The following is a 24599-nucleotide window of genomic DNA, read 5'->3' as shown; positions in this document are numbered from 1 at the left end:
ACTGGATCAATTTCATAACTCATTAAACCGATAAATTTGTAACTATAGGTACTATGAAATTGATTCAACTAATAAAAAAAGAGCATCCCACTATGATGGGTTACGGATGAGATGAAAACCTCAATCCCCATCTGGAGAATGCCCTAATATGAAGTTTATGTGTTTTATGAATAAAGCTTATGTTCTTTGATTAAAGATTAATTATAAATATATAAAGGGTACAATGACATCTCCCCATAAATTATTTTGAATTCATAGTTGCCTAACTTAGGTCTGTTGCTCTGTAATATATGTTTTGATTGCAGGAGGTTCGTAAGTATGGAATAGTTGAAGAAGTTCACCTATATCCTCCGTAGATATCGCCATTCCTCGGTATTTATCCTGTAGAAAGCCCTCTTTCACCATATGATCAAATAGCGTTAAGAGCGGATCATAATATCGATTTACATTGAGAAAACCAAAGGGTTTTTGATGTAGTCCTAATTGTGCCCACGTGAAAATTTCAAAGAACTCTTCTAAAGTGCCCGGACCCCCTGGTAACATGATAAATCCATCTGCTAGTTCAGCCATTTTCGCTTTTCTTTCATGCATGGATTCCACTACAATGAGTTCTGTTAAACTTTTGTGTGATATCTCTCTTTCTTCTAGAAATCTAGGCATAATACCAGTAACATGACCCCCGTTTTCTAAGACTGCATCCGCTACGGCTCCCATGACCCCAACACTAGCTCCACCATATACAAGGCCAATATTACGTCTCGCTAATTCTTGTCCTAATCTCTTAGCCCCCTCCTTATACTCAACACTTGTTCCATCGCTCGATCCACAAAATACAGCTATTTTTCTCATTTAACTCTCCCCCTCATACCATATATTGTATCAAACAAATTGTTATATGTTAAACTAAATAGAGTAATAGAAAGGATGAATACATATGGATATAAGAGAATTTCAAAAGTGGGTTCAGCTATACTATGAACAAAGAGGATGGTCTGAGTTAGATATTTTCATTCGAATTGGGTTTTTAGCAGAAGAAACGGGTGAGGTGGCTCGCGCAATAAGAGATTTGGAAATCGGCAGAGATCGTCCCGATGAAATATCCGGTTCCTATCTGGATAAGAAACAAGAGTTAACAGAGGAATTAGGCGATGTTCTAGGCAATCTCACTGTTATAGCAAATAAATATAATATTTCTCTTGAAGATATTTTTCTATCTCATAAAAATAAGCTTTCTAAGCGATACTCAGAATAGAAAGTATAAAATAGGGTCACCCCCTGCTTCTTAAGCAAGAGGTGACCCTAATTTATTTCACCACTAGTATTCATTTTATGACCTTGCTCTCTTTATATCATTCAATTAATACGGACCAATCAAGATCATCACTGTATCGTTTATTCACGACTTCCCTAACCAAGGTAATCTCCTCTGGAATTTGATCTAACCCCAAAATCTGGAATTCAAAAGGTTGTTGCATGTTGCGATCCCCCAAGCCAATGAATCCATTTCTCCAACTATCAGCTAGAGTATTTATTAATGCGTATGATCCCCTCATACTAATATCATAAGACTGTCTTGTAGAATCATGTGCTTTCCATTGTTCAAAACCTATCTCATTTTCCATTTCGCCATATAATGAGACGGCCACTTCATACGAACTATCGTCGATTTGCGATTTCTCGAGCGAAGTCCCGACAAGCTCAACTGTATCATTCAGAATTTTATATGTTTCAGGTTTCGTTAGTTCAGAAGGCTTAAAAGAAATCCTGCTGCCATCCATTTCCGCGACCGAGTATCCATCCAGGACAAAACGGTACGGTTCGTTCTCAGGAAAAATAAAATTAATAATTACAAAATACGAACTCCTTAAGGCTTGGTATACTATAACTATAATAACTTTCAGTTTAGGTCCTATTTAGACTTATGATGTTAAACTTAACGTAAAAAGCTACCCAGGATGTAGGTAGCTTTGTTTTATTCCTAATTACACTATCGTTTCTCGATTATTCAATTAATTTTAGTGAACGAATTTATACAGATTAGAATAACGTTAGTGTGCGTCCCCCAGGAATTTCAACAGGCTGTTCATCGAGCAGCACCCATACACTCTGAGCAGAAGGGTTAAAGACCAAATGTTGATCTGCTGAAAACCTTAGATTCTTGTATGCCTTTACATAATCAACAATCTCAATATTCGTGGCGTACCAAATATCGTCTCGCCCACCAATATACTCGCAAAACTGTTCTATAACATCCCAATTGTCTTTATCATCAAATTCGTAACTATGACCCCATACATACATCAGGTTAATATTCTTTCGAGGCAGTGATACAAACGTTTCTGCATGCTGCATCAGATTCTGATTGTGGTGACAGGTGGCTTTCCACTCCAAAAAGTTTTCTGGAAGCTGGTATCCGCCCGTTGTCTGTACAACCCTTGCATATTCGATTCCGAAAATAGGAAGCATTTCGATGATCTCCTGGCTGTACGAACCATTAGGATAAGACATTCCTCTAACGGGATACCCAAATAGCCGCTCCAGATTCTTTCGATCGTCCATGATTTCATAAAGGACCTGCTCCTTAGGACAGCGAGCAATTGAAGGATGGGTAACTGTATGTACGGATATTTCATGACCTTGATATACTTCAAGGGACTCTTCTTCCGTCAGCCTGGCTCGATACCTCGTATCTCCAAACATCCCCGAGTTGATATGAAAGGTTCCCTTGATTCCATTCTCGTTAAAGATGGATGCAAGTCTCTTGTCAGATAAGACACCATCGTCATAGCTCATCGTGAGTGCTTTCAGTTTACCTTCCGGATAACAGCTAAGAATCTTTGGCATACAAAATACAGCTCCTTTTCATATAATAATCACCTGCAAAAACATATGATCATATCATCTCTCAGAACCACATTCAAAGCAATCAATGGAATTCACAGATACTTTGTAGCTATTATTTGAACCGTCTATACTAATCATAGATATTGAGTAGATGCCACTCCTAAGAACAAAAGCATCCTCAGCATTTGGAATGATTTCAAGCTGGGAGTCATCAGGAGAGACCCTTCCAGATCTAATTTTACGCCCATCTTTATCGACTAAAGTCCAATCATAAGCTACACCTTCTATATTTTCGAGGTAAAGTCTTAAATCATACCCTTGCGTATAAGAGAATGAAATCTTATATTCACCACTAGTGAACTTTCCGGTTTGATCTAGTAATAAGGTTTGTTGTTTATCTGTAACATCAGCATCATATAGACTCATATTTTGAGTTTGTTGGAACTTTTTATCTTCTTCATTTTCAAATTGAATTATAGCTGCTTTAGGTTTGGGTTCATTCTTTATTGTCTCGTTGTTGCATGCAGTACAAAGCAATACAATTATGGAAACTGATAATAAGAAAAGTTTCATTTAATACTGCTCCTCTAATAAGGAAAGTGTGTCTCTCATAAGAGAGGTAATATCTTTGCTATTACACCGATCAAGATAAACACTACACCCGTACTTACACCCATTGCAAAGCTGGAGCTGGTTTGTTTTATGTCTACATTCTTATCGCCGCCAGGGACACGCTTTAAGGTTCGCATCAATTTCGAGTCAGGTTTTTTGAAATCATACAACGTAAGGGAAATTACTATGACTCCCAAAATAATCATGATCATCTTAACCATCTCCTTAAGATACACCGAACTCTCCACTTAAAAAAAGATAGGATTCGTTATATGGTGTTCTCTATTTAACACGATGAATATACCATATATTTACATTCAAATCCAAATACAATATCTATTGAATACCGTCCCTATATCGTTCTGCAAAAATCTTTTAAACCGATGACTCTAGAAAATAACGCCTATCAGCATCAAAATAAGCGGTCCAACAAATGAAAATCCAAATACGATCGCCATAATTGCTAATGGTGTCGACAGACCTTTCCTGCTATTTAGATGATCTAGTTTCTCGTTTATTCTTTTCAGTTCCTCAAGTATTTCCTTATTCACTTCGTCTGACATGATAATCCTCCATAATATAATGATTTCATAACGTTCAGAATCCGGTACTACATTTGATTTGATTGATGTGTTCAGCTATGACTAATTTTAGCAAACTTTCTTTTTCCTCACTGAATAATGTCTCCATTGTTAATTTCGACCTGCTCATAAGGATCTAGAATCTTGATTCCATTTATCTTAACCGCCCCTAGAACCACACTTCGCTTTGTCTCGCTATTTGATGATACTAAGTTGCCGTTCAACCTCTCGCTGTTGTTCCTCCTTATAATTAGAAAACAAAAAGACAATCTTCTATCCCATAAAGGGACGAGAAGATTGTCTCGCGGTACCACCCTAATTAAAGAAGTATACGTAACTTCTTTCGCTTCATTTTCTTAACGGCACGATCAAGCCGGGAAAAGTTACTTAGCATTCGCTCATTTTTCACTTTTCCAACTCTGAAAGTGTAATTCGGAAAGATGTCTGCACCAGTTCACACCAACCACCGGCTCTCTGTAGGCATTTGTTCATCTTTCTTACTTTGGTGATAATAAACCGTTTCATCACTGTTTGTATGGTTTCCAATTTTTACCATTTAATCACATAAAAATAACAGTGTCAACTTTGAATATGAGCACTCAAAATTACGATGAAGAAGACTTAGTAATCGTAATTCATTATTCGTCATTTATATTAGTTTGCTTTCTTATATCCCTGACTAATTCCCACGATTAATAAAATTAACCCTAGTAAAACAAAGCCGCCTACGAATATATTATCAAAAACACCCGGCATAGTAGGCTCATTTGGATAAGACCCAGAACCATTTATTTTTACTGGAGCTGCTTCACCAATATATTCAAAAACAGCAATAAATCTTTCCGCAGTGAATAAAATACCGCTTAATGCAATCAATGCTATACCTGATATAAAACTATACTTCCACATTTCTTGTTTACCTCCAAGTGAATCTAATTTCATATATTCAACAGTAACATACATCCTATTACAACTATATATATTTTTACACAGAGTAAAAGAAAATCATGACCCCACTATTTTAGAGAAGCAACATCATTTTCTACATTCACTTCATTCGTAAGCACCCACATAAAATAAAGTGCCTTCGCCGCCTTTTCTCGAGTAACAGCAGCTTTCGGTTCTAATTCATTTCCGTTCATCATCTTGCCTCTGGCAATTCCTTTTTCCGATCGAATAAGCCCAAGTTCATAAGCATCCTTCACTTTTGAAATCCACTCGGGGTTAACTTCTGAAGTATCTGCAAGCTGCTCCCACGATACTAAAGGATAGTACATGGCTCCTCTAAGCGTTGGATCTAGATTTGGATCATAATTAGGATCTCCGGGTATTACGCTCGCTCCGTTATAATCCGTCATATATTTCGGCTTCACCGGGAATTTCCTATGATATGCATCACCTAACATGGAGGCCATCATTTCTCGTGACAAATCTCCATCTTTGTATTCTGAAAATTCCTTTTTCTTCATTCCCATCAGTTTGGAAAGGCTTTCAACAAATTCATCTACTGTTATCGTCGATTCTGGATTAAAGTTACCACGACGGTCTTTACTCATCACACCGAGTTGAATTAATTTTTCAATCTGATTGCGGTAATATGCCCCTTTACCTGTCGTTGTGTCATTCGTTATCTCAGGAAAAATCTTAGTCCAGTCCCCTGATATAGCCGCGCGCCTTACATTGCCTTGCAGATAAGACACAAGGACAGCAGCAGTCGCATCCCCTTCTTGTTCCCTATTCAAAAGCTCTGTAACGATCATTCTTGCATATTGTTTTGACATCGCTTCTTTGAAGTGAGTTCCGTCATTTTTTTTCGATGGATGTCCGTTTGCATAACTTCCGTCACTCGTTTTACCCGGTGTTTCTCCTGCTTCAATCGACATGAACATCGCTGTTGTCGCTTCTACACCAATCTCGTTGTAATAAGCAACACTTGCAGAATTAAGGTCAATCAGTGTGATCTCCTTATCTTCTGCAATTCGTTTCAGAATATCGGGAAATTGCCGAGTCTTGAAAGAGTTCGTGTATACATATCCAGGACTCGCATCCCCTTTAATTCGGGACATTGGTGTTACGAGAACAGGGATCATACCCTGGGCACGAATGGCGGGCAGGTAAACCTCTTCAAGATACGATTGATACATGGCTTCCGTTGATCCTCTGCCATAACGTCTGAACTCATCTGTGCTTTCATCATTATGACCGAACTGGATAAACACATAATCTCCGGTTTTTCCACTTAGTAAAATATCATTAAAACGTCCTTCTGTATACGCATTCTTAAACGAACGACCACCCATAGAGTAGTTTATGATATTAACTTTATTTAAGTGGAACATAGAGTCAATGACTTGGCCCCATCCACTCATCGGAGCTTCTTCGAAGGTATATGATTTAACAGTGGAGTCCCCGAGTAGAAATATCGTTGGACGATCTCCAGGTTCACGTTTTTGAGGTGATATGGGTTTCAATACAATTTCTTCAATGCCTACCGGAGTATTCAATTTATTCGGTTCGATTTCTATATCTAAAAAATCTCGTCCGTTAACATACGTATAAGTCCACTCTTTCCCTTTTGCTTCAGCTGTATATTTGATAGGCACCAGCTTCGCTGCATCCCAATAACCACCTTTCAGCAAGCGGCTGGTCTGCATACCAGATACCGATACGGTTGTGTCGGCCGCATCAGATGTTGTTTTTACATATACACGATACGCGCCGGGAGGAGCCTGAATACGAAAAGCCATACCGTAATGATTGTAATTGTCCTTTTCATACTTCGGTTCAGCATAAAAACTAGGTTCTGTGATGAAAAAACCATTACCATCGGATGTAATCGAATCGGTATGCACTTCCCGTGCTGGCATCGCACTGGTCTGCTCGATAAAGCCATAACCCACGGAAGAGTCATACAAAGGCACACCATGTTCTTCATCATACACAACGGCCTTGTATCCAGGCATATCTTGATTAGTAAAATTAAACTTATACTCATTTTCAAGTGATATTGGAGTCTCTCCCCCTACTAAACTCGTTACAGGACTTGCGTTCGCTACACTCGAGATCGGAACAAAAAAAGTGGTAAGTAAAATGGTGGACAGTGTCCAAATCTTAAACTTTTTCAATCAATACACTTCCTTCCTGAATTCTCGAATCTTAACCTTGACTTTGTCTCTCCCTAATTTCTGTAATTCACCACCTTAGAATACTATTTTCGACTTTGATTTAATTCTATATTTTTGAATAATTACCTTTTATCAATAATATTAGATGGGTAGAATCAACATGTCTGCTTTCTGAGGAATAGAGAACATTCAACATCCATTTCTATGATTAGTGTCACAATAAAAAAGAGAGCGTAATGATAACTATCATTCGCCCTCTCATATCTGCAGATCTATATGATCATCATGCCACATCTAATAATCGTACAAAGCTTTTATCACAATAAATAAGAAAAATGATCCAGTGCGTATAGATTACGATATCGTTCATTTGCCATCAGTGTTTGATGGTTTCCTCTCATTTTTACGAAACCATCCTCCATAAAAATAATCTCATCCATTTGCTCCAGTCCTGTTAGGTGATGAGTAACCCATATAAGTGTACGATCCTTCAGTAAGTCAAGTATGGTATCAATCAATTTTTTCTCTGTGATCGGATCTAGTCCAACGGTAGGTTCATCTAATAACACAATTGGACGATCTTGGAGCAATACACGCGCCAGAGCAATACGCTGCCTTTCTCCACCTGAGAAACGGCTTCCTGCCTCCTGCATTGATGTATGAATTCCTTGTGGAAGACTATCGATAAGACGATCAAGCCCTACCATCTGAATCACTTGGTGTATTTGCTTATCATCAGCGTCTGGACATGCCAAACGTATATTATTGGCAACAGAAGTATCAAATAGATAAGGAGACTGGTTCAAAAATGAGAATAACCTATTCTGGTTCGCCCTAGCAGCATCGCCATTTATGAGTACGCTGCCTTCAGATGATAAAATCGAACCCTGGATCAGCTGAAGAAGTGTTGACTTGCCTGAACCGCTTCTACCCAGAATCGCGACCTTTTTTCCTTGAGGTATCTGTAAGTTTACCTTACGAACCGCCCATTCTCTGGTCTCTGGATATCGGAAGCCAACCTCCTGCAATTCAAGCATAACAGACGCCATGTTATCAAAAGGGTTTACTTCATCTGCTGTGACTTGATATTTCATTTCCTGAGCAACCATATTTGCATCTTGTTCCATCTGCTTGATTCGCTCGATAGACCTGCGATATTCCGGAAGTTCCATAATGGCATTACTCGTACGAAGCAGGGTATCCATTAACGGAAAGGCAACTAAGCCAAACGCAGCAATCCATACAACGTCAAGCTTTTCTGCTTCAGCAAAAGTACCAGCCCATAAAGTCATACAAATGATAACTAGACCAGACAGGCTATAAACAAACCAGTTCAGTCGCCAGTCATATCTTCTTAAATATTGATTGATACGCGCAGATACTTGCTGTGTTCTCTTGAACTTTTCAATAAATAAGCGGGACTGCCCGCTCATAACCCAATCAGTCAATCCTAATACGGCATCGGTAAGTTCCTGATAAGAACGGCTGCGCCGATCTTTCCATTCCTGTCTTCGTTTCATTGTACGGAAAAGTGCAATACATGGAATGATAAATGCGAGAAAACCTACAAAACATCCTAATAATAATGCGAACTTCACATCATACATTCCAAGCGCAACAATACCAACGCCAAAAATTAAAATGGAAGAACACAAAGGTAGAAGTGCTCTTAAATATAAATTTTGGAGCCGCTCGATATCCTCTGCTAACAGCCCTAACACTCTACCCGTACTAATACTGCGCCGAACCGTCAGCACATGGGGTTCAATTGTTTGATACATTCTTACACGCATTCGCCCAAGCACCTTTAAAATGGTACTATGGCTCAGCAACCGTTCTGCGTACTGGATAACCCCTTTACCAAATCCAAAGGTTCGGACAAGTATAATGGGAACATAGATCATAAGTATATTTTCCGGACGCAGTGCAGCTTTTGATATAAGTGCGCCTGCTGTATACATCATGGCAGCGGCACAGCCTGCGGATAAAAAGGACAGAATAATGATAAGCAAAAACAACCCCGCATATTCCTTATCATAAGGAGTAACCCACGATGGATGCTCTTTCCTTTTCTTTTGTTTGATGTTCTGCATTTTATGTGCTCACTACCCCTTCTTCCAATCCAGCGCTCCATTTTGTCTTGGTTACCCAGGCATTAGAAGTTCCGCAATCTGTAAGCTCACCGTTGTTCATAAGCCATACATTTTCCATCTCTTTCATCCAATGAAGGCGATGTGTAGCAAGCAGCAGATGTTTGCCTGCAAGCAGTTTTAGTATCGTTTGCTTTAGTTCCCACTCGGTCTCAATATCAAGGTGAGAGGTCGGTTCATCCAAAATAAGAATAGGTCGCTTGCTGAGCAAAGCCCGTCCTAGAGCAATCCGCTGTGCTTGTCCCCCGCTAATACTTCTGCCGCCTTCCCCAATTGGTTCATGAATACCTGAAGGCAGTGCATCAATAAGCGAACGAAGGCCTACCACATCAATTATTTCTTCCGCTTGCTCGGTAGTAGCATCTGGACAATAAAATCGCAAATTATCCAGAACCGATTGGCTAAAAATATGAGGATGCTGCGGAATAAGAGCGACTTGCTGCTGCCACAGAAGCCGTACATCTCCTTCAATTTTGATTCCATTTACCTGAAACGCTCCCTCTGCTGGTTCGATTAATCCTGCCAGTAAGTGCAGCAAAGTCGTTTTTCCAGCACCGCTCATGCCGATCAAGCCTAATTTAGCTGTCTGTGCTGAAAAACTCGCCGAAATTCTATTTAATACAGGATGCTCATTCTCCCCCGTAACAACTATATCTGACAATGAAATCGAAAAACCGGAGGACAAATGAAATGGATCTGAATCAAGCGGCTGAACTCTCTCCCTATGAATAGTTTCAACCTCTGATTTCACTTTCTTATCTTTTCTATTCGAATCTAGCGTATTTAGCATATTTCTAATAGCTTGCCATGCTTCACGTCCATCAAGCGAAGCATGGTAGTCCGAACCAAGCATTCTCACAGGTAAAAATACCTCAGGAGTCAGTAAGAGAACCGTGAGTGCTGCTGTAAAACCCATAGATCCGTCAATAAGTCTGATCCCTAAGCTTACTGCAACCATGGCAATAGATAACATGCTAAAGAAATCAAGAGCAAAAGATGATAAAAAAGCAACTCGCAATGTTTTCATCGTCGCTTTTCGATAATTGTCACTGACTAAGCCAATCGTTTTCCCGTGATCTTTACTTCGTCCTAAATACTTTAAGGTCTTCAGACCACGAAGTGCATCGGTATAGTGATGGGACAACATCCGGTAAGATGTCCATTGTCGCTCAGCCTGTGTTTTTGCTGCAAGGCCAAGCAGGATAAAGAATGTAACAAGAAGAGGTAAGGTAACCGTTAGAATGCCACCCGATATAAGATCAAGCTTCATGGTCCATCCCCAGAGTACGAGTGTCAAAACCATCATATCTACGAACCTAGGAATTGCGAGCTCCAGATAAGTGCGAACCTTATCTACCCCTTCCATGACCAGCGTAATCTTCTCCGCACTGCTGCCAGAAGTGTGCCATACCTCATGTTGTCCAAATATGCCCTCAATCAGCTGTTCCCTCATTCTTTCTGTTGCTTCCTCTGCAAACCGCCCAGCTACTTTTCGCTGCATCCAGACGATCGTGTATCTAGCAAAGAGACAAATGAAAAATAGAATGAATGGCTTATAAGCCATATCTAGTGGATGTTTCTGAAATAACATGCTGATTCCTTGGGCGAGAAACAGAGCTTGACCTATAATCGCTGCACCAAGGAGCAGAGAGATCAGTCCGAGAACAATCAGATGAATTTTAATCCCTCGTAAAGTGAACCATGATTTGTCCATTAGTGCTCCGCAAGCTCCTTCTCAGATACTCTTTTACGGAATACATAATAGCTCCAGCACTGATAACCGAGTACGAATGGAAGGAAAATAGCGGCCACTATCGTCATCGATTTCAAAGTATACGGACCAGATACCGCGTTGTAGATGGTAAGATCGAAGGCACTGTCTAAAGAGCTAACCATTACACGTGGAAACAGTCCAATAAACAAAGTAGCAAAAGTGAGTACAACAAGAAGGCTTGTCGCGATAAAGCTTTGTTTCTCTAGTTTTTTTCGTAAAAATAATGCAGCCAGTACAAAAATTACAACGCCTAGAATAATTGCTGCGATGAGCCAGCCGCCGCGTTTTGTATACAGATCCGTGGAGCTAGAAGCAAGAAGTGCCAACACAGCAAGAAATACTGCTGTGATCGGCAGCGTAATTAATGCATATTTACGTGAACGTTCTCTGAGTTCCCCTTCTGTACGCAGGGAAATGAAGACAAGTCCGTGAAGCAGACATAACATAACCACTGCAAGACCAGCCCATACGGTAAAGAGATTTACCAGATTTCTTCCTTCGATTGCAATATTCATATCACTACCAATGGGTACACCTTGAACAATGCCGGCAAGAATCATACCCATTAGGAATGGTGTTGCTAAGCTTCCGATCATGATACTAATATCCCATGTTTTTTTCCATCCATTACTTGACATCTTGTGACGAAATTCAAAAGCTACTCCGCGCAAAATAAGTCCAAGAAGAATGAATGTAAAAAATAAATAATAACCGCTGAGCAGAGTAGAGTACCAATGTGGAAATGCAGCAAACATGGCTCCGACGGCGGTAATTAACCATACTTCATTTGCATCCCAGAATGGGCCAATCGTACCAATCAGCATTCTTTTTTCCGTATCATTTCGAGGCAAGAAACCAAGAGACATGCCCACACCAAAATCAAATCCTTCGAGAAAGAAAAAACCTACAAAAAGAACAGAAATCAGTAAAAACCATAAATCATTCAGTGACATGACGATCTCTCCCTTGATGTGTATATGGATCCTCTATCGTCGGTATTGCATTGTCATCCTGATAAGGACTCTTACGAGCTTCACGCACGAACAGGAATGCTAAAACACCTAGTAAGATTAGGTACAGACTCGTAAAGGAAATGACAGAGAACAGAACCTGATTACTAGTGACAGAAGTGGATACAGAGTCTTCAATTGTTAACAGACCAAAAACGGTCCAAGGTTGGCGACCAATTTCTGTCATAATCCATCCAGCAGTGTTACCGATAAATGGCAGTGCAATCGACCAAAGCATTAATTTCAGGTACCAAGGACGTGCTTGATCGAGACGTTTGCGCATCGCAAGATAAATACCGTAAAATGAAAGCAGAATCATCGCAGTTCCGCTGGCAACCATAATTCTGAAACTCCAGAATGTTGTTCGAACAGGCGGTATGTAATCACCTGGTCCATAAGTTTCTTCATATTGTGCCTGCAGTTCATTCATTCCTTGTACGGAGCCGGAAAATTTATTGTAAGACAAGAAGCTCAGCATATAAGGAATGTTAAGTTCAAATTTATTTTCTTGATTTTCTGTATCGATCAGAGCGAATACAGTCCAAGGAGCAGGATCATCACTCGTTTCCCAAAGTGCTTCACTTGCTGCCATTTTCATAGGCTGTGTTTCAACAAGATATTGAGCTTGTCCATGACCGAACATCGCTACACACATCGAGGAAATCCCAGCGATGATAACTGCTGTAGTAAATGAAGATTTAAAAAACTCCACGTCTTTTTTGCGAAGAAGTTTCCAAGCACTAATACCTGCAACCAAGAATCCACTAGTTGCAAACGCAGCAAAAATAGTATGAGGGAACTCCCACAATACTTGTCCGTTCGTAATTACTGCCCAGAAATCTGTCATTTGTGCTCTTCCGTCAATTACTTCATATCCAACGGGATGCTGCATGAAAGAATTCGCCGTCAAGATCCAGAATCCAGAGAGCATTGTACCGATGGCTACGAGCCACATACACATCAAATGCAGTTTCTTAGGAAGTTTATTCCATCCAAATACCCAGAGTCCGATAAATGTGGATTCCAGAAAAAAAGCAAGCAAAGCTTCAATCGCAAGCGGTGTACCAAATACATCGCCAACAAATCGTGAGAATTCCGACCAGTTCATTCCAAATTGAAATTCTTGTAAAATACCGGTTACCACTCCGAGTGCGAAGTTGATCAGAAGAAAATGTCCCCAGAATTTAGCCATTTTTTTGTACATTTCTTTTTTGCGCACGACGTACATGGTTTCCATAATGGCTATCATCAAAGATAATCCAATGGATATCGGCACAAATACAAAGTGCAGAATTGTAGTTGTAGCAAACTGAATCCTTGCTAAATCAAGCACATCCATGATGTACTACTCCCTTCTAGTGTGAATAACTACAACATTATACCTAGGAGTGAAGAATCACACATGGCTCGATAGGGGGATAAGAATTGACAAATAGCTGACAATGAAATGACAACTTTGTGAAATAAATTACTTACTTTGACAGGTAGTGACCTTCATCATATCTTTTTATAGAACATGACCAAATTAACATGCCGCTTTACTAAAATAAATCAAAAATCATAGCATTGCCTTAGATAAGTCCTTGCTCCACAGCATACCGGGTGAGTTGGACTCTATTTTGAACTTGAAGCTTTTGCAGTATATTCTTAAGATGATTTTTTACCGTATATTCCGAAATTTCATATCTTAAAGCAATCTCTTTATTCGTTAAACCTCTAGCCACTTCATATAAAATATCCCGCTCTCTTGAGGTAAGGTGAGTTATCGTTTCCTTTCTTTCTGTAATATGCACTTCTTTCAAAATTTCGTATGCTAGTTCTCTACTTAGAGGTGCTGCTTCATTCATTACGCAGTCTAAATATTCGAGCGAAGTGGATTGATTGAGGTTCTTAAGCAGATAACCTTGAGCCCCGTATTTAAGTGCTTCAAGCAGATTCAACATATCAACAGATACCGTAACCAAAACGATCTTAATAAAGGGATAACGCGCTTTAATATGTCTTGTGGCTTCAAACCCATTCAGTTCGGGCATTTCAATATCCATAAGAATAAGATCTGGAAGCTTCCGTTCCACAAATTCGATAGCTTGTAAACCGCTGGTGGCTACACCAATGACTTCAAATCTCTCCACTGATCCTAACATCTCACATATTGCGTTCCTTGCCTGTGCGTGGTCATCAACCACCAGAACTTGGGTTTTCGTGGTGTCCATTAATGGGTCCCTCTTTTTCTCTTCTATATTATTAAAAATCCAGGTGACTTCATCAAACTCGCTTAAAAGGCTGCCGTGTTCCGGCAGCCTTTTACCATTGTGCTAAGTATGAACCTATTCGTCAAGAAGAAAAAGCCGCCAACAGCGACTTTTCAACATACTATTTTTTAAGCTCACGACTGAAATCAAACATAACATTGACGATGGTTGATAAAACTTTCTTCAGGTCCTCAGGAGACAAACATCCGATCTTTTCCTTTAGATTAGATATGGGTATCGTATTCATTGTATTTAACATAACGACAGCACGATCCGCACCTATTGCTTGACCATCCACTTCTACTTCGAGAATATGATTAGATTTTCCACGCAAAAATTGAACTGTTACGATCTCCGGTCCTTCCTCATCTTCCGTTTCCTCACGTGTCACAATTAACTGAGTTACTACGTAATCACGTGTGTGCGAAAGTCCTGACCAAATTTCTCCCCGTTTCATCTTTGACATATTGATCCCTCTCTATGATGACTTTTACTTACTCATTAATTTACGTAAGAGGGAAGCATTTGTACAGTAAATTAATACCGACATTTCAATACTCTTTTGACTTCGAGCAGATCAATATTGTTTAATTCCTGTTAAAAGAAGCACTTTGATTTTCTCACCTTAATATTCCAGGTTCATTTTAATTGCATAGACTTCGTGTAGCAGCGTCTTACTCGCCCCGAACAACACGAAATCCTTGATCAGCCCCAAATCCATTTGGATCAAATTTACCTTGGAAAGATATCTCATTACTGCTAATATCCCCGATCCAACCGCCGCCTTTCACGACACGGAAAGAGTTGCTATTGTCCTGGTCCTCATACCAGTCCCAACACCATTCTCTTACATTACCTGACATATCATAAACTCCTAACTCGTTAGGCTCCTTAAGCCCTACTTCTTTTGTCTTTGTTCCGTTATTTTCGATCGCAGGCCAATTCCAATCACCTGATAAATATTTATCTCCTGCGTTTCTCCAGTACCATGATACTTCATCTGCTTGATCACTGCCGCTGTATGTGTATCCCTTACTCATTTGTCCTCCGCCTGCCGCGTAATCCCATTCTGCTTCTGTCGGCAGTCTGTATCCGTTAGCTCCCTCATTCATCGTAACGTCCCATTTTATAGGATCATTTTCATTCTTATTGTTTGGATCTTTTTTGTTCTTTTCTATATTATAAAATGGTTTCAAACCCTCTTTTTCACTTCTTGCGTTACAATACTCTATCGCGTCATACCAGCTAACCATTTCTACTGGTAATTGTTCCCCTCTAAAATTAGAAGGATTGCTTTCCATTACTTCCACCCACTCTTTTTGAGTCACTTCATATTTACTCATATAGAAGTTTGGGACGGTTACTTTCTCGCCATAATAATTGGAGTTTTTATTTAGAAATGACCCGCCTTCGACGAGTACAAAATGTTCTTCTTTTGCTGACTTTTCTTGCGAACAAGCACTAATTAGAACGAATAATAATGATAAAAAGAAAATCGATCGCTTTTTCATTCGCTTATCTCCTTTTTTCCGTATAGAAAAAAGTTATAGGCCGCATGGACCTATAACTTTCCTCCTGCAAAGCCGAAAGACTTCCTCTTTTTTCGTTATATAAACTGTAATGTTATTCTTTCGGTTAAAGTGTTACCATACGGTTACATTCGAACTGCCGCTGCTTTGGTAACCCTCTGTTGCTAATACCTGATATGACCAACTGCTTCCTAAATTCATCCCTACGTTCTTCCATGCGTTAACGTGGTTGCCAAACGTGATCGCTGAGTTAACTCCAGTTGGTCTTTTAGATTGACGAACACTCCAGTACTGTGTAAATGTTTGTGTTCCGTCTATGGAAGGTGCATTGTACCTTGTTGTCGTGTAAATATCGTAAGTACCTCCATCGCTAGTCACGGTCCCTTTAAAGGTTCCCGTCGGTCTATATGTGCCCCAGCTATCAACGACATAGTACTCAATCAATGAGTTCCTAGTCCATCCATAGAGGGTTAAGTATCCGTTACCTGAAGGAGCAAAGACACCCGCATTATAATTTACAGTACGGGTCGGTGATCCCGTGGTCCAGCCTTTACCGACAACAAAATTGCCAGTATTACTCCAGTTGACACTGTAATTCCCGCCAGAGCCATTGACCGCATTCACGGTTCCGCCGCCATCTGTCCAATTTTGCCAATAATCGGTTGCTGCACTCGAGGTTGCTGCAAATATTCCTAAACTCATGGACACTGCAAGGATTACCGCTCCAACTTTCTTTTTCATTTTAAACATAAACTACCTCCTGACCTATTTTTGTTTCATTCTTGCTTTACAACATACAGCAGTTTCTTGGTTGTTTTTTTGTTTCCATAGCAACATACCTATTCTGCCTGTGTCATAATTCCTGAACCTATTTCTCGAATCGGTTGAATCACCTCCTTGTCGGATAGATTATAATTTGAAAGCGCATACAAAACTATTATGAAATTAAAGGTTTTACTTCACTTTTCACATGTAAATCGACTCCCACAGAAAAAAGCCGCCCTTTTATAGGACGGCTGCAAATATATGACACTTTTTTTGTTACCTATCTAGATTTCTATGATAATAATAAATGATTACTTAATGACTACATAATCCAGGTTTACGAGTTTAGCGTAAGTTACAATTTGATCTGTAGTTAAGTTTAGAGATACAACGGTATGGTGACCGCCGCCATTTTCGATCCAAGCTTTAACCCCATCTTGGAAGTTAGGTTTCACGTTCCAGAGCACGCGAGCTACAGGAAGTTTTGGAGCTGGTGTTGTTGGTTCAAAAGCAGTAACTTCGTTAATCAAAAGTTTGTAGTGTGTACCGAAGTCAGCCATAGATACGACAACCCCGTCTCCTTGTTTTCCGTCGAATACCAAACGAGCTGGATCTTCTTTATCGCCAATACCGAGTGGAGATACGACTACTTTAGGTTTGCTACTAGCGAGTGTTGGATCTACTTCAAGCATGTGAGATTGAAGGATGGACTCTTGTCCAGCTGTAAGTTCATAAGTGTAATCTTCCATAAAGCCTGTAGACTTATTGTGGCTCATGACTTTGAGCAAACGATCCAGTGCTGCTGTCTTCCAGTCGCCCTCTCCAGCAAAACCATATCCTTGTGCCATCAATCGTTGAACTGCAAGTCCAGGAAGCTGTTTCATTCCATGTAAATCTTCAAAGTTTGTTGTGAAAGCATTGTAGCCGCCTTGATCCAAGAAACGTTTGATCGCGATCTCATAGCTGATTTGTACTTTTACACTTGCTTCCCAATCTTCTTTACTGTAAGTACCGTATTCAAAATCATACAATTCTGTATATTCAGCAAACAGATCATTAATTTCTTCTTCTGTAACTTCATTGATCACCTCAACAAGATCACCGATACCAAAGTAATCAACCGTCCAGCCAAATTGAATCTGTGCTTCGACCTTATCTCCTTCAGTAACCCCTACATTACGCATGTTGTCGCCAAAACGAGCAACTTTGATATGGAAGCTTTCATTGTAAGCAACCGCTACGTCCATCCATTCTGCAATTTGTTTTTGCACTTCAGGACGTTCCCAGTAACCTACAACAATTTTGTTTTGTTTGTTCAAGCGAGCATTAATAAATCCGTACTCTCTGTCTCCATGAGCAGCTTGGTTGAGGTTCATGAAATCCATATCGATGGTTGCCCAAGGAATGCTTTCATTATATTGAGTTGCTAGATGAAGTAAAGGTTTTTGTAACAGTTTTGTTCCGCGAATCCACATTTTTGCTGGTGAGAAGGTATGCATCCAAGTAATGACACCGGCAACTTCATCACGATAGTTAACTTCTTTCATAATGTCTGTAATCTTATCTGCACTTACGGCCAGATCTTGCAATACCAGCGGGTAAGGAAGAACACCGCTATTATTTAATGCATCCGTCATTTCTTGTGCATGAGCTTTTACTTCAGCTAATGCTTCTTCTCCATATAGATGCTGTGAACCAACAACAAACCAAAATTGTTTTGTGCTAACTGTTGTCATATAAATCCTCTTTTCTAATTATTTATAGTGAAATCAATTTCAAGTTAGTAAAACGATATCCTTGATTCAGTTAACTTACTTTTGTCCGTAATAAGCGTTTTTTCCGTGTTTACGCAAATAATGTTTATCTAGAATGCGCTGCGGTAATTCCTCAGCAAAATGATTTAAGTTTCTAGCAAATAAGTTCATTTTCGAAACTTCTTCCAGTACAACACTATTCATTACTGCTGTTTTTGCATCTTTTCCCCAAGTAAATGGTCCGTGACCCTTAAGCAAGACACCTGGTACTGCCATAATATCGATACCCCGATTTTCAAAAGTCTCGATGATGACATGTCCTGTTTCCGCTTCATAACCGCGGTCAACTTCCTCTTGTGTCAAGAATCGTGCGCAGGGAATGGAACCATAGAATGTATCTGCATGTGTAGTACCCATGACCGGAACATCAAGACCCGCTTGAGCCCAGATGGTTGCCCATGGAGAGTGCGTATGAACAATGCCGCCGATTTCTGGATAATGTTTATATAGTACTGCGTGAGTTGGAGTATCCGAAGATGGTCTATACTCACCTTCCACGACGTTGCCATCTAAATCAACAACGACCATATCACTAGCTTTCATCGTTTCGTAGTCAACACCGCTGGGCTTAATTACAAACAAACCGCTTTCACGATCGACCGCACTTACATTGCCCCATGTATATTTAATAAGTCCTTGTTTAGGCAGTTCGAGATTTGCTTGAAACACTTCTTCTTTTAGTTGTTCTAACACCGGATTCCCTCCCCTTTTATGCTAAGTTGTCTACAGCAGCCTGCTCAATCGCCAGACCTTTTTTGTATCGTTCAATAAATATTTCAAAACCTTTGACATCAACTTCATCCGGGTGAACTTCCTCGGCCACAACATCTTTAAAGACTTTTTGGTCCAGGAAATCTTCTAAGCTTTCATCTGTATCTTTATTAATCATGTAAGATGCAAGAATGGCCATTCCCCATGCGCCGCCCTCTCCAGCTGTGCTTGTCACAGACACAGGAACATTCAGTGCTGCTGCAACCATCTTCTGTCCAACGAGAGGAGTTTTAAATAAACCGCCATGTGCTAAGATGCTGTCGATTTCTACATTTTCTTTCTTCGTCAGAATGTCCATTCCGATCTTAAGAGCTCCAAATGCAGTGAAAAGATGGGTTCTCATAAAATTAGCTAAATTAAAATTACTTTCAGGGGTGCGGACAAAGAGTGGTCGTCCCTGCTCTAATCCTGTAATATTTTCGCCGGAAAAATAACCGTAGCTTAGCAGTCCGCCGCCGTCTGGGTCCGCTTCTAGTGCCTTATTAAACATGACACTGAATAGTTTTTCTGTATCCACTTTATAACCCATCGCTTGAGAAAATTCGCGGAACAGCCCCATCCAAGCATTAATATCACTAGAACAGTTATTGGCATGTACCATTCCAACAGGACTGCCATTTGGAGTGGTTACCATATCAATTTCCGGATGTAATTCGGAAAGATCATTTTCTAATACAATCATCGCAAACACGGAAGTTCCTACGGAGACGTTCCCCGTGCGTTTTCTGACACTATTGGTAGCAACCATTCCTGTACCCGCATCGCCTTCAGCAGGACAAAGTGGAATACCTGGTTGTAAATGTTCTGATTTATCAAGGATTTTGGCTCCAGCTGCCGTTAATTTACCAGCTTCTTCACCCGAGACATATACCTCAGGCAGAATATCTTGCAACTTCCAAGGGTATCCTTTGGCTGAAGTAAGATGATCAAATTGTCTAATCATCGATTCGTTGTAATCTTTTGTTGATTCATCAATTGGGAAAATACCAGAGGCATCACCGATGCCGATTGTTTTATGATCTGTAAGTAAAAAGTGAATGAATCCTGCCAACGTAGTGATAAAACGAATATGAGGCACATGTTCCTCTTCATTAAGAATAGCTTGATATAAATGAGCAATACTCCAACGTTCTGGAATGTTGAATTGGAACAGATCTGTTAACTCTTTTGCTGCAGCACCGGTTGTCGCATTGCGCCATGTCCGAAACGGAACAAGCAGCTGATTATTTTCATCAAATGCCATATAACCGTGCATCATTGCGGAAAATCCAATAGAACCAATCGTTTGTAGTGTAACTTCATATTTTTTCTCTACTTCTTGCTTCATTTCGCTATAGGCTGCTTGTAGCCCACTGATGATATCCTCTAAGTTGTACGTCCAAAACCCATCGACTAACTTGTTCTCCCACTCGTAGCTCCCCGAAGCAATCGTTTCAAAGTTATTCGCAATGAGGACTGCTTTGATTCGTGTGGATCCAAATTCGATACCAAGTGAAGTTTCTCCCTTAGTAATTGCTTGTTTGATATTTAGCTGGCTCATTCTTACGGTTGTCCCCTCTCAGATAGCACTTTTAAAAACCTTTTAATCGAAAGAAGGCGCTTTCCTTTTGACAGATTCAGTATATTTTTTGTTCGTACATTTGTCAACAACATTTAAAAGATATACATACAAATTAATTACGTTAGTTCCTCTTTATTGGAATTTATGTATACATAAAGATATTATGTGACATAAAGCTGCTTAGATAATATAATTGTTTTGAACTTTGTACATAAATAAGATAAAATAATTGTTTTGATTAGAGATGAATGAAATTTGTACTTACAACTATTTTATATAAATTTGATGTATTAACTAACAACGATGAAAGAAGTGAACTTTAGTGAAACCAAAATATCAATTTATCATTGACGATATAAAAAGTAATATTCTTTCAGGCGTTTATAACGTCGGGGAACAAATTCCTACAGAGTCTGCATTACAAGAGCAATACCAAGTTAGCCGGCAGACCGTACGAAAAGCGATTTTAGAACTGTCTAACGAGGGTTTTCTTAGAAGTGAAAAAGGATCTGGTACTTATGTCAGTAACCAGTACCGATCTAAATCGAATGGAAATTCCAATAATAAAATCATTGGCGTCATCACGACTTATATTTCCGATTACATTTTCCCCTCCATTATCCGTGGTATTGAAGGAAGGCTTAATGAGGATAATTACTCGCTACTACTAGCAAGTACAAATAATGATGTCGCACAAGAGAAAAAAGCATTAGAAATGATGCTCTCTTATGGAGTAGACGGTTTAATTGTTGAACCTACGAAAAGTAATCTATACAATCCCAATATTGCTTATTACCTAACATTCAAAGAACAAGATGTTCCCTTCATTATGATCAATGCTTATTATGAAGAACTCGAAGTTCCTTTCTTTTGTCTTGATGACGTACAATCCAGCTATCTAGCTACAAAAGAATTAATATCTAAAGGACATAAAAAAATTGGAATTATCTCAAAAATGGATGACTTACAAGGTAAATATCGAATGAAGGGGTATATTAAAGCGCTCGGTGAAGCTAAGTTACGGTTTCAACCTGAGCAAGTGCTCTCATTTGATACAGAGTCAAAGCAGAATTTATCTGTTAACATAAAGAATTTCTTAATTGAAAATAGAGATGTGCTGACAGCAATTGTTTGTTATAACGATGAGGTAGGGCTCGAAGTCGTAAACGTGTGCAGACAGCTGGATATTTCGATACCGGATGAATTATCTATTATCGGTCAAGATAATTCCTATATCGCAAAAAATGCAAACATTAAACTAACTACGCTGACACACCCGCAAGAAAAAATGGGACGAGATGCAGCAGATTGGGTTATCAAGAAATTACAAGGTAAAAAAGATCTTCCTACGAGCACTTATTATCAGCCGGTATTAATTGAAGGTGAGACTGTGGTTGAGAAATAATATTCCAGAAAATTAGTTAACTGAAGAATAAGTGTAAATTGAATTGGATTGAATTTAATAACAAAGAGCTCAGTCTAAATAGACTGGGCTCTTTGGTTTATATTTTCCACAAACTTCTGCCCTGCACGTGATAATGGAACATTTTTTAGATAGCATATGCCAATATTTCTTTTTGGGATTTCCTCTTCTAGTATGATCTCGTGTAAGTCTCCTCTTTCTAAATAGTCCATTGAAAACTCTTTAATGACACAGGAAATGCCCAAATTTATTTTTGTGAACTCTAATACTAAATCATGCGATCCAAGTTCAAAGACGGGAGAAAGATGATGCCCTCTTTTTTTCAAAAAATCTTCTACATACATTCTTGAATTCGACTTTTTCTCTAGAAAGATAAGGGGCATGTCCATCAAATATTCTAAGCTAACCGGTTTTGAAATCAGTTCTTTGTATTTCTCTCCACACACAAAAATATCTTGAATTTCCTTACAAGGAATGACCTCTAGATGATCCCCTTGAATGGGCAAGTTACAGATTCCAAGATCCGCTTTTCCTGTTTTTATAAACTCGCAGATTTCCATTGTCGTTCCATTTATAATATTTAATTTGATGCCCGGGAATTCTTTGTGAAACTTCTCTAGGTAAGGCAGTAAATAATAACGAGAGATGGTATCCCCTACTCCGATTCGCAGCTGTCCTGTTTTTAATGACTTGAACTCCAGCATTTTATCTTCTGCGGCATGAATAATCCCTAGTGCAGAATTAATATGTTCATTTAATAATTTACCTTCTGTTGTTAGAACTACGCCTTTTGACGTTCGATAGAAAAGTGGTATTTCTAACTCCTTCTCAAGTTTTGTAATTGCCTGGCTCACTGCAGATTGGGTCAAAAACAGTTCTTCTGCCGCTTTAGAAAAGCTTTTGTGCTGGCTGACGACATTAAATACACGATATAAATCTAATTTTCCGATCATATTAATTCTCCTTATATCAAACATTACAAATATTAATTTTACTTATAACACTTTTCAGAGGTATAGTAAAATCATAGTGTTTAAACATTTCGTTACTAAGATACATAACGTGAACTCGGTAAAGGGGAGATTATTATGTCAAGAGCAGTAGGAACCGTTGTACGTGGACTTCGTGGTCCGATCATTAACCAAGGTGATTCTATTGAAGAAATCGTAGTGGATACGCTATTAAATGCAGCAAAAAGCGAAGGATTTTCGATTGAGGATCGTGACATTGTTACCATAACGGAATCCATTGTTGCTCGTGCGCAAGGGAACTATGCGACAATCGACCATATTGCGACGGATATAAATGAAAAATTCGGTAACGAAACGATTGGTGTTATTTTCCCAATTCTTAGCCGTAACCGATTTGCTAACTGCTTGAGAGGGATTGCAAAAGGCGCGAAGAAAGTCATCTTAATGCTAAGCTACCCTGCGGATGAAGTTGGTAATCACCTGGTAGACATCGACGAACTGGATGTAAAAGGTATTAATCCTTGGACGGATGTATTGTCAGAAGATCAGTTCCGCGAACATTTTGGTTATAAAAAACATCCATTTACAGGTGTGGACTACATTGAATACTACAAATCTCTTATTGAAGCAGAAGGTACAACTTGCGAGGTCATCTTCTCTAATAACCCTAAAACCATTTTAGAGTATACAAAATATGTTCTGACTTGTGATATTCACTCCCGTTTCAGAACCAAACGCATTTTAACAAACAATGGTGCCGAAAAAGTATTTGGTCTTGATGATATTTTATCCAAATCCATTAATGGCAGCGGCTTTAACGAAGCATATGGTCTGCTTGGGTCTAATAAAGCAACGGAAGAAAGCGTGAAATTATTCCCGAATAATTGTCAACCGATCGTTGATCGTATTCAAGAGAAATTGAAAGAATTAACTGGTAAAACGGTTGAGGTCATGGTTTATGGGGATGGAGCTTTCAAAGATCCAGTCGGTAAAATTTGGGAACTGGCAGATCCTGTTGTCTCCCCTGCTTACACTGAGGGACTGAGTGGTACTCCAAATGAAGTAAAACTGAAGTACTTGGCAGATAACAATTTCTCTCATCTTCGTGGTGAAGAGTTACAACAAGCAATCACTGCATTCATCCAGAACAAGAACGACGATCTCGTTGGTGAAATGGAAGCTCAAGGAACAACGCCTCGTAGACTAACCGATCTCATTGGCTCATTGTCTGATTTAACATCAGGCAGCGGCGACAAAGGAACACCAATGATCTACATCCAAGGTTACTTCGATAACTATACAAAATAAGATGAACACAAATGTCTTTATTCTGTAACATGGAAGACAAATCATTGGACATGATTTCTTACATCATAATCCGGTTATCATGTTTCACTTATTCTAAAATTCACCTTAC

23 protein-coding genes and 1 other annotated feature are annotated in these 24599 nt (G+C 39.4%); of the genes, 3 read left to right on the top strand and 20 right to left on the bottom strand.

Going from position 1 to position 24599, the window contains the following annotated elements; genetic code table 11:
• Nucleotides 1-267: 267 nt before the first annotated feature.
• Nucleotides 268-849, bottom strand: coding sequence for an LOG family protein (locus KJS58_RS09890; protein WP_213532370.1), 582 nt, complete (start codon nt 847-849; stop codon nt 268-270).
• Between the two features lie 85 nt (nt 850-934).
• On the opposite strand from KJS58_RS09890, the gene KJS58_RS09885 reads away from it, so the two are divergent.
• On the top strand, nt 935-1252 hold the full coding sequence (locus KJS58_RS09885) for a MazG nucleotide pyrophosphohydrolase domain-containing protein (protein WP_213532369.1): 318 nt from the start codon (nt 935-937) through the stop codon (nt 1250-1252).
• Nucleotides 1253-1349: 97 nt separating this feature from the next.
• Here KJS58_RS09885 and KJS58_RS25435 read toward each other — a convergent pair whose 3' ends face one another.
• The 18 genes from KJS58_RS25435 to KJS58_RS09795 all read right to left on the bottom strand — a co-directional run bounded on the left by KJS58_RS25435 (nt 1350) and on the right by KJS58_RS09795 (nt 20767).
• Nucleotides 1350-1778 (bottom strand): hypothetical protein, encoded by a 429-nt coding sequence (locus KJS58_RS25435; RefSeq protein ID WP_249717117.1) that lies wholly within the window; start codon nt 1776-1778, stop codon nt 1350-1352.
• Nucleotides 1779-2037: 259 nt separating this feature from the next.
• Nucleotides 2038-2844: a polysaccharide deacetylase family protein gene (locus tag KJS58_RS09875; RefSeq protein WP_213532368.1), complete on the bottom strand. Its 807-nt coding sequence runs from the start codon at nt 2842-2844 to the stop codon at nt 2038-2040.
• Nucleotides 2845-2898: 54 nt separating this feature from the next.
• Nucleotides 2899-3417, bottom strand: a complete 519-nt coding sequence (locus KJS58_RS09870; RefSeq protein WP_213532367.1) for a hypothetical protein — start codon at nt 3415-3417, stop codon at nt 2899-2901.
• A 35-nt stretch (nt 3418-3452) separates the two neighbouring features.
• On the bottom strand, nt 3453-3668 hold the full coding sequence (locus KJS58_RS09865) for a hypothetical protein (protein ID WP_213532366.1): 216 nt from the start codon (nt 3666-3668) through the stop codon (nt 3453-3455).
• Nucleotides 3669-3845: 177 nt separating this feature from the next.
• On the bottom strand, nt 3846-4019 hold the full coding sequence (locus KJS58_RS09860; RefSeq protein WP_213532365.1) for a hypothetical protein: 174 nt from the start codon (nt 4017-4019) through the stop codon (nt 3846-3848).
• A 299-nt stretch (nt 4020-4318) separates the two neighbouring features.
• Nucleotides 4319-4550 (bottom strand) — a binding site (T-box leader).
• A gap of 141 nt (nt 4551-4691) precedes the next feature.
• Entirely contained in the window at nt 4692-4979 is a 288-nt protein-coding gene (locus KJS58_RS09855) for a hypothetical protein (RefSeq protein WP_213532364.1), read from the bottom strand.
• A 74-nt stretch (nt 4980-5053) separates the two neighbouring features.
• Nucleotides 5054-7162 carry a GDSL-type esterase/lipase family protein gene (locus KJS58_RS09850; RefSeq protein WP_213532363.1) on the bottom strand — a complete coding sequence of 703 codons (2109 nt, stop codon included), beginning with the start codon at nt 7160-7162 and terminating at the stop codon, nt 5054-5056.
• 317 nt (nt 7163-7479) lie between these two features.
• On the bottom strand, nt 7480-9255 hold the full coding sequence (cydC, locus tag KJS58_RS09845; RefSeq protein WP_213532362.1) for a thiol reductant ABC exporter subunit CydC: 1776 nt from the start codon (nt 9253-9255) through the stop codon (nt 7480-7482).
• A 1-nt stretch (nt 9256) separates the two neighbouring features.
• Nucleotides 9257-11026, bottom strand: a complete 1770-nt coding sequence (gene cydD / locus KJS58_RS09840) for a thiol reductant ABC exporter subunit CydD (RefSeq protein WP_213532361.1) — start codon at nt 11024-11026, stop codon at nt 9257-9259.
• The gene (cydB, locus tag KJS58_RS09835; RefSeq protein WP_213532360.1) at nt 11026-12039 is read right to left on the bottom strand and encodes a cytochrome d ubiquinol oxidase subunit II; all 1014 of its coding nucleotides are present in this window, start codon (nt 12037-12039) and stop codon (nt 11026-11028) included. The genes cydD and cydB overlap by 1 nt, the downstream gene beginning before the upstream one ends.
• Nucleotides 12026-13435 (bottom strand): cytochrome ubiquinol oxidase subunit I, encoded by a 1410-nt coding sequence (locus KJS58_RS09830; protein WP_213532359.1) that lies wholly within the window; start codon nt 13433-13435, stop codon nt 12026-12028. The genes cydB and KJS58_RS09830 overlap by 14 nt, the downstream gene beginning before the upstream one ends.
• Before the next feature lie 232 nt (nt 13436-13667).
• The gene (locus tag KJS58_RS09825) at nt 13668-14309 is read right to left on the bottom strand and encodes a response regulator (RefSeq protein ID WP_213532358.1); all 642 of its coding nucleotides are present in this window, start codon (nt 14307-14309) and stop codon (nt 13668-13670) included.
• Between the two features lie 160 nt (nt 14310-14469).
• Nucleotides 14470-14814 (bottom strand): type II toxin-antitoxin system PemK/MazF family toxin, encoded by a 345-nt coding sequence (locus KJS58_RS09820; protein WP_213532357.1) that lies wholly within the window; start codon nt 14812-14814, stop codon nt 14470-14472.
• Nucleotides 14815-15022: 208 nt separating this feature from the next.
• Nucleotides 15023-15859 (bottom strand): formylglycine-generating enzyme family protein, encoded by an 837-nt coding sequence (locus tag KJS58_RS09815; protein ID WP_213532356.1) that lies wholly within the window; start codon nt 15857-15859, stop codon nt 15023-15025.
• Between the two features lie 132 nt (nt 15860-15991).
• Nucleotides 15992-16627 carry a glycoside hydrolase family 11 protein gene (locus tag KJS58_RS09810; protein ID WP_213532355.1) on the bottom strand — a complete coding sequence of 212 codons (636 nt, stop codon included), beginning with the start codon at nt 16625-16627 and terminating at the stop codon, nt 15992-15994.
• Nucleotides 16628-16953: 326 nt separating this feature from the next.
• Complete coding sequence (gene araA / locus KJS58_RS09805; RefSeq protein ID WP_213532354.1) at nt 16954-18378, bottom strand: L-arabinose isomerase; 1425 nt, start codon at nt 18376-18378, stop codon at nt 16954-16956.
• Between the two features lie 75 nt (nt 18379-18453).
• Nucleotides 18454-19149: an L-ribulose-5-phosphate 4-epimerase gene (locus KJS58_RS09800; RefSeq protein ID WP_213532353.1), complete on the bottom strand. Its 696-nt coding sequence runs from the start codon at nt 19147-19149 to the stop codon at nt 18454-18456.
• Nucleotides 19150-19165: 16 nt separating this feature from the next.
• Nucleotides 19166-20767 carry a xylulokinase gene (locus tag KJS58_RS09795; protein WP_213532352.1) on the bottom strand — a complete coding sequence of 534 codons (1602 nt, stop codon included), beginning with the start codon at nt 20765-20767 and terminating at the stop codon, nt 19166-19168.
• Between the two features lie 343 nt (nt 20768-21110).
• On the opposite strand from KJS58_RS09795, the gene KJS58_RS09790 reads away from it, so the two are divergent.
• On the top strand, nt 21111-22193 hold the full coding sequence (locus KJS58_RS09790) for a GntR family transcriptional regulator (protein WP_213532351.1): 1083 nt from the start codon (nt 21111-21113) through the stop codon (nt 22191-22193).
• A gap of 74 nt (nt 22194-22267) precedes the next feature.
• Here KJS58_RS09790 and KJS58_RS09785 read toward each other — a convergent pair whose 3' ends face one another.
• A complete protein-coding gene (locus tag KJS58_RS09785) occupies nt 22268-23164 on the bottom strand; it encodes a LysR family transcriptional regulator (protein ID WP_213532350.1) in 897 nt (298 codons plus the stop codon).
• A 135-nt stretch (nt 23165-23299) separates the two neighbouring features.
• Between KJS58_RS09785 and KJS58_RS09780 the strand changes: the two genes are divergently transcribed.
• Nucleotides 23300-24490: a coenzyme F420-0:L-glutamate ligase gene (locus KJS58_RS09780; protein ID WP_213532349.1), complete on the top strand. Its 1191-nt coding sequence runs from the start codon at nt 23300-23302 to the stop codon at nt 24488-24490.
• The last annotated feature ends 109 nt before the right edge of the window (nt 24491-24599 follow it).

Origin of the sequence: Paenibacillus sp. J45TS6, from assembly GCF_018403285.1 — a bacterium.
GTDB lineage: Bacteria > Bacillota > Bacilli > Paenibacillales > Paenibacillaceae > Paenibacillus.
Note: the sequence above shows the minus strand (reverse complement) of the source record. Positions and strands in the feature narration are given on the sequence as shown.

What these genes read in the sequence shown, in the direction of transcription:
- KJS58_RS09890 (WP_213532370.1), bottom strand. Translation starts at nt 849, where the DNA reads ATGAGAAAAATAGCTGTATTTTGTGGATCGAGCGATGGAACAAGTGTT.
- KJS58_RS09885 (WP_213532369.1), top strand. Translation starts at nt 935, where the DNA reads ATGGATATAAGAGAATTTCAAAAGTGGGTTCAGCTATACTATGAACAA.
- KJS58_RS25435 (WP_249717117.1), bottom strand. Translation starts at nt 1,778, where the DNA reads ATGGATGGCAGCAGGATTTCTTTTAAGCCTTCTGAACTAACGAAACCT.
- KJS58_RS09875 (WP_213532368.1), bottom strand. Translation starts at nt 2,844, where the DNA reads ATGCCAAAGATTCTTAGCTGTTATCCGGAAGGTAAACTGAAAGCACTC.
- KJS58_RS09870 (WP_213532367.1), bottom strand. Translation starts at nt 3,417, where the DNA reads ATGAAACTTTTCTTATTATCAGTTTCCATAATTGTATTGCTTTGTACT.
- KJS58_RS09865 (WP_213532366.1), bottom strand. Translation starts at nt 3,668, where the DNA reads ATGATCATGATTATTTTGGGAGTCATAGTAATTTCCCTTACGTTGTAT.
- KJS58_RS09860 (WP_213532365.1), bottom strand. Translation starts at nt 4,019, where the DNA reads ATGTCAGACGAAGTGAATAAGGAAATACTTGAGGAACTGAAAAGAATA.
- KJS58_RS09855 (WP_213532364.1), bottom strand. Translation starts at nt 4,979, where the DNA reads ATGAAATTAGATTCACTTGGAGGTAAACAAGAAATGTGGAAGTATAGT.
- cydC (WP_213532362.1), bottom strand. Translation starts at nt 9,255, where the DNA reads ATGCAGAACATCAAACAAAAGAAAAGGAAAGAGCATCCATCGTGGGTT.
- cydD (WP_213532361.1), bottom strand. Translation starts at nt 11,026, where the DNA reads ATGGACAAATCATGGTTCACTTTACGAGGGATTAAAATTCATCTGATT.
- cydB (WP_213532360.1), bottom strand. Translation starts at nt 12,039, where the DNA reads ATGTCACTGAATGATTTATGGTTTTTACTGATTTCTGTTCTTTTTGTA.
- KJS58_RS09830 (WP_213532359.1), bottom strand. Translation starts at nt 13,435, where the DNA reads ATGGATGTGCTTGATTTAGCAAGGATTCAGTTTGCTACAACTACAATT.
- KJS58_RS09825 (WP_213532358.1), bottom strand. Translation starts at nt 14,309, where the DNA reads ATGGACACCACGAAAACCCAAGTTCTGGTGGTTGATGACCACGCACAG.
- KJS58_RS09820 (WP_213532357.1), bottom strand. Translation starts at nt 14,814, where the DNA reads ATGTCAAAGATGAAACGGGGAGAAATTTGGTCAGGACTTTCGCACACA.
- KJS58_RS09815 (WP_213532356.1), bottom strand. Translation starts at nt 15,859, where the DNA reads ATGAAAAAGCGATCGATTTTCTTTTTATCATTATTATTCGTTCTAATT.
- KJS58_RS09810 (WP_213532355.1), bottom strand. Translation starts at nt 16,627, where the DNA reads ATGTTTAAAATGAAAAAGAAAGTTGGAGCGGTAATCCTTGCAGTGTCC.
- araA (WP_213532354.1), bottom strand. Translation starts at nt 18,378, where the DNA reads ATGACAACAGTTAGCACAAAACAATTTTGGTTTGTTGTTGGTTCACAG.
- KJS58_RS09795 (WP_213532352.1), bottom strand. Translation starts at nt 20,767, where the DNA reads ATGAGCCAGCTAAATATCAAACAAGCAATTACTAAGGGAGAAACTTCA.
- KJS58_RS09785 (WP_213532350.1), bottom strand. Translation starts at nt 23,164, where the DNA reads ATGATCGGAAAATTAGATTTATATCGTGTATTTAATGTCGTCAGCCAG.
- KJS58_RS09780 (WP_213532349.1), top strand. Translation starts at nt 23,300, where the DNA reads ATGTCAAGAGCAGTAGGAACCGTTGTACGTGGACTTCGTGGTCCGATC.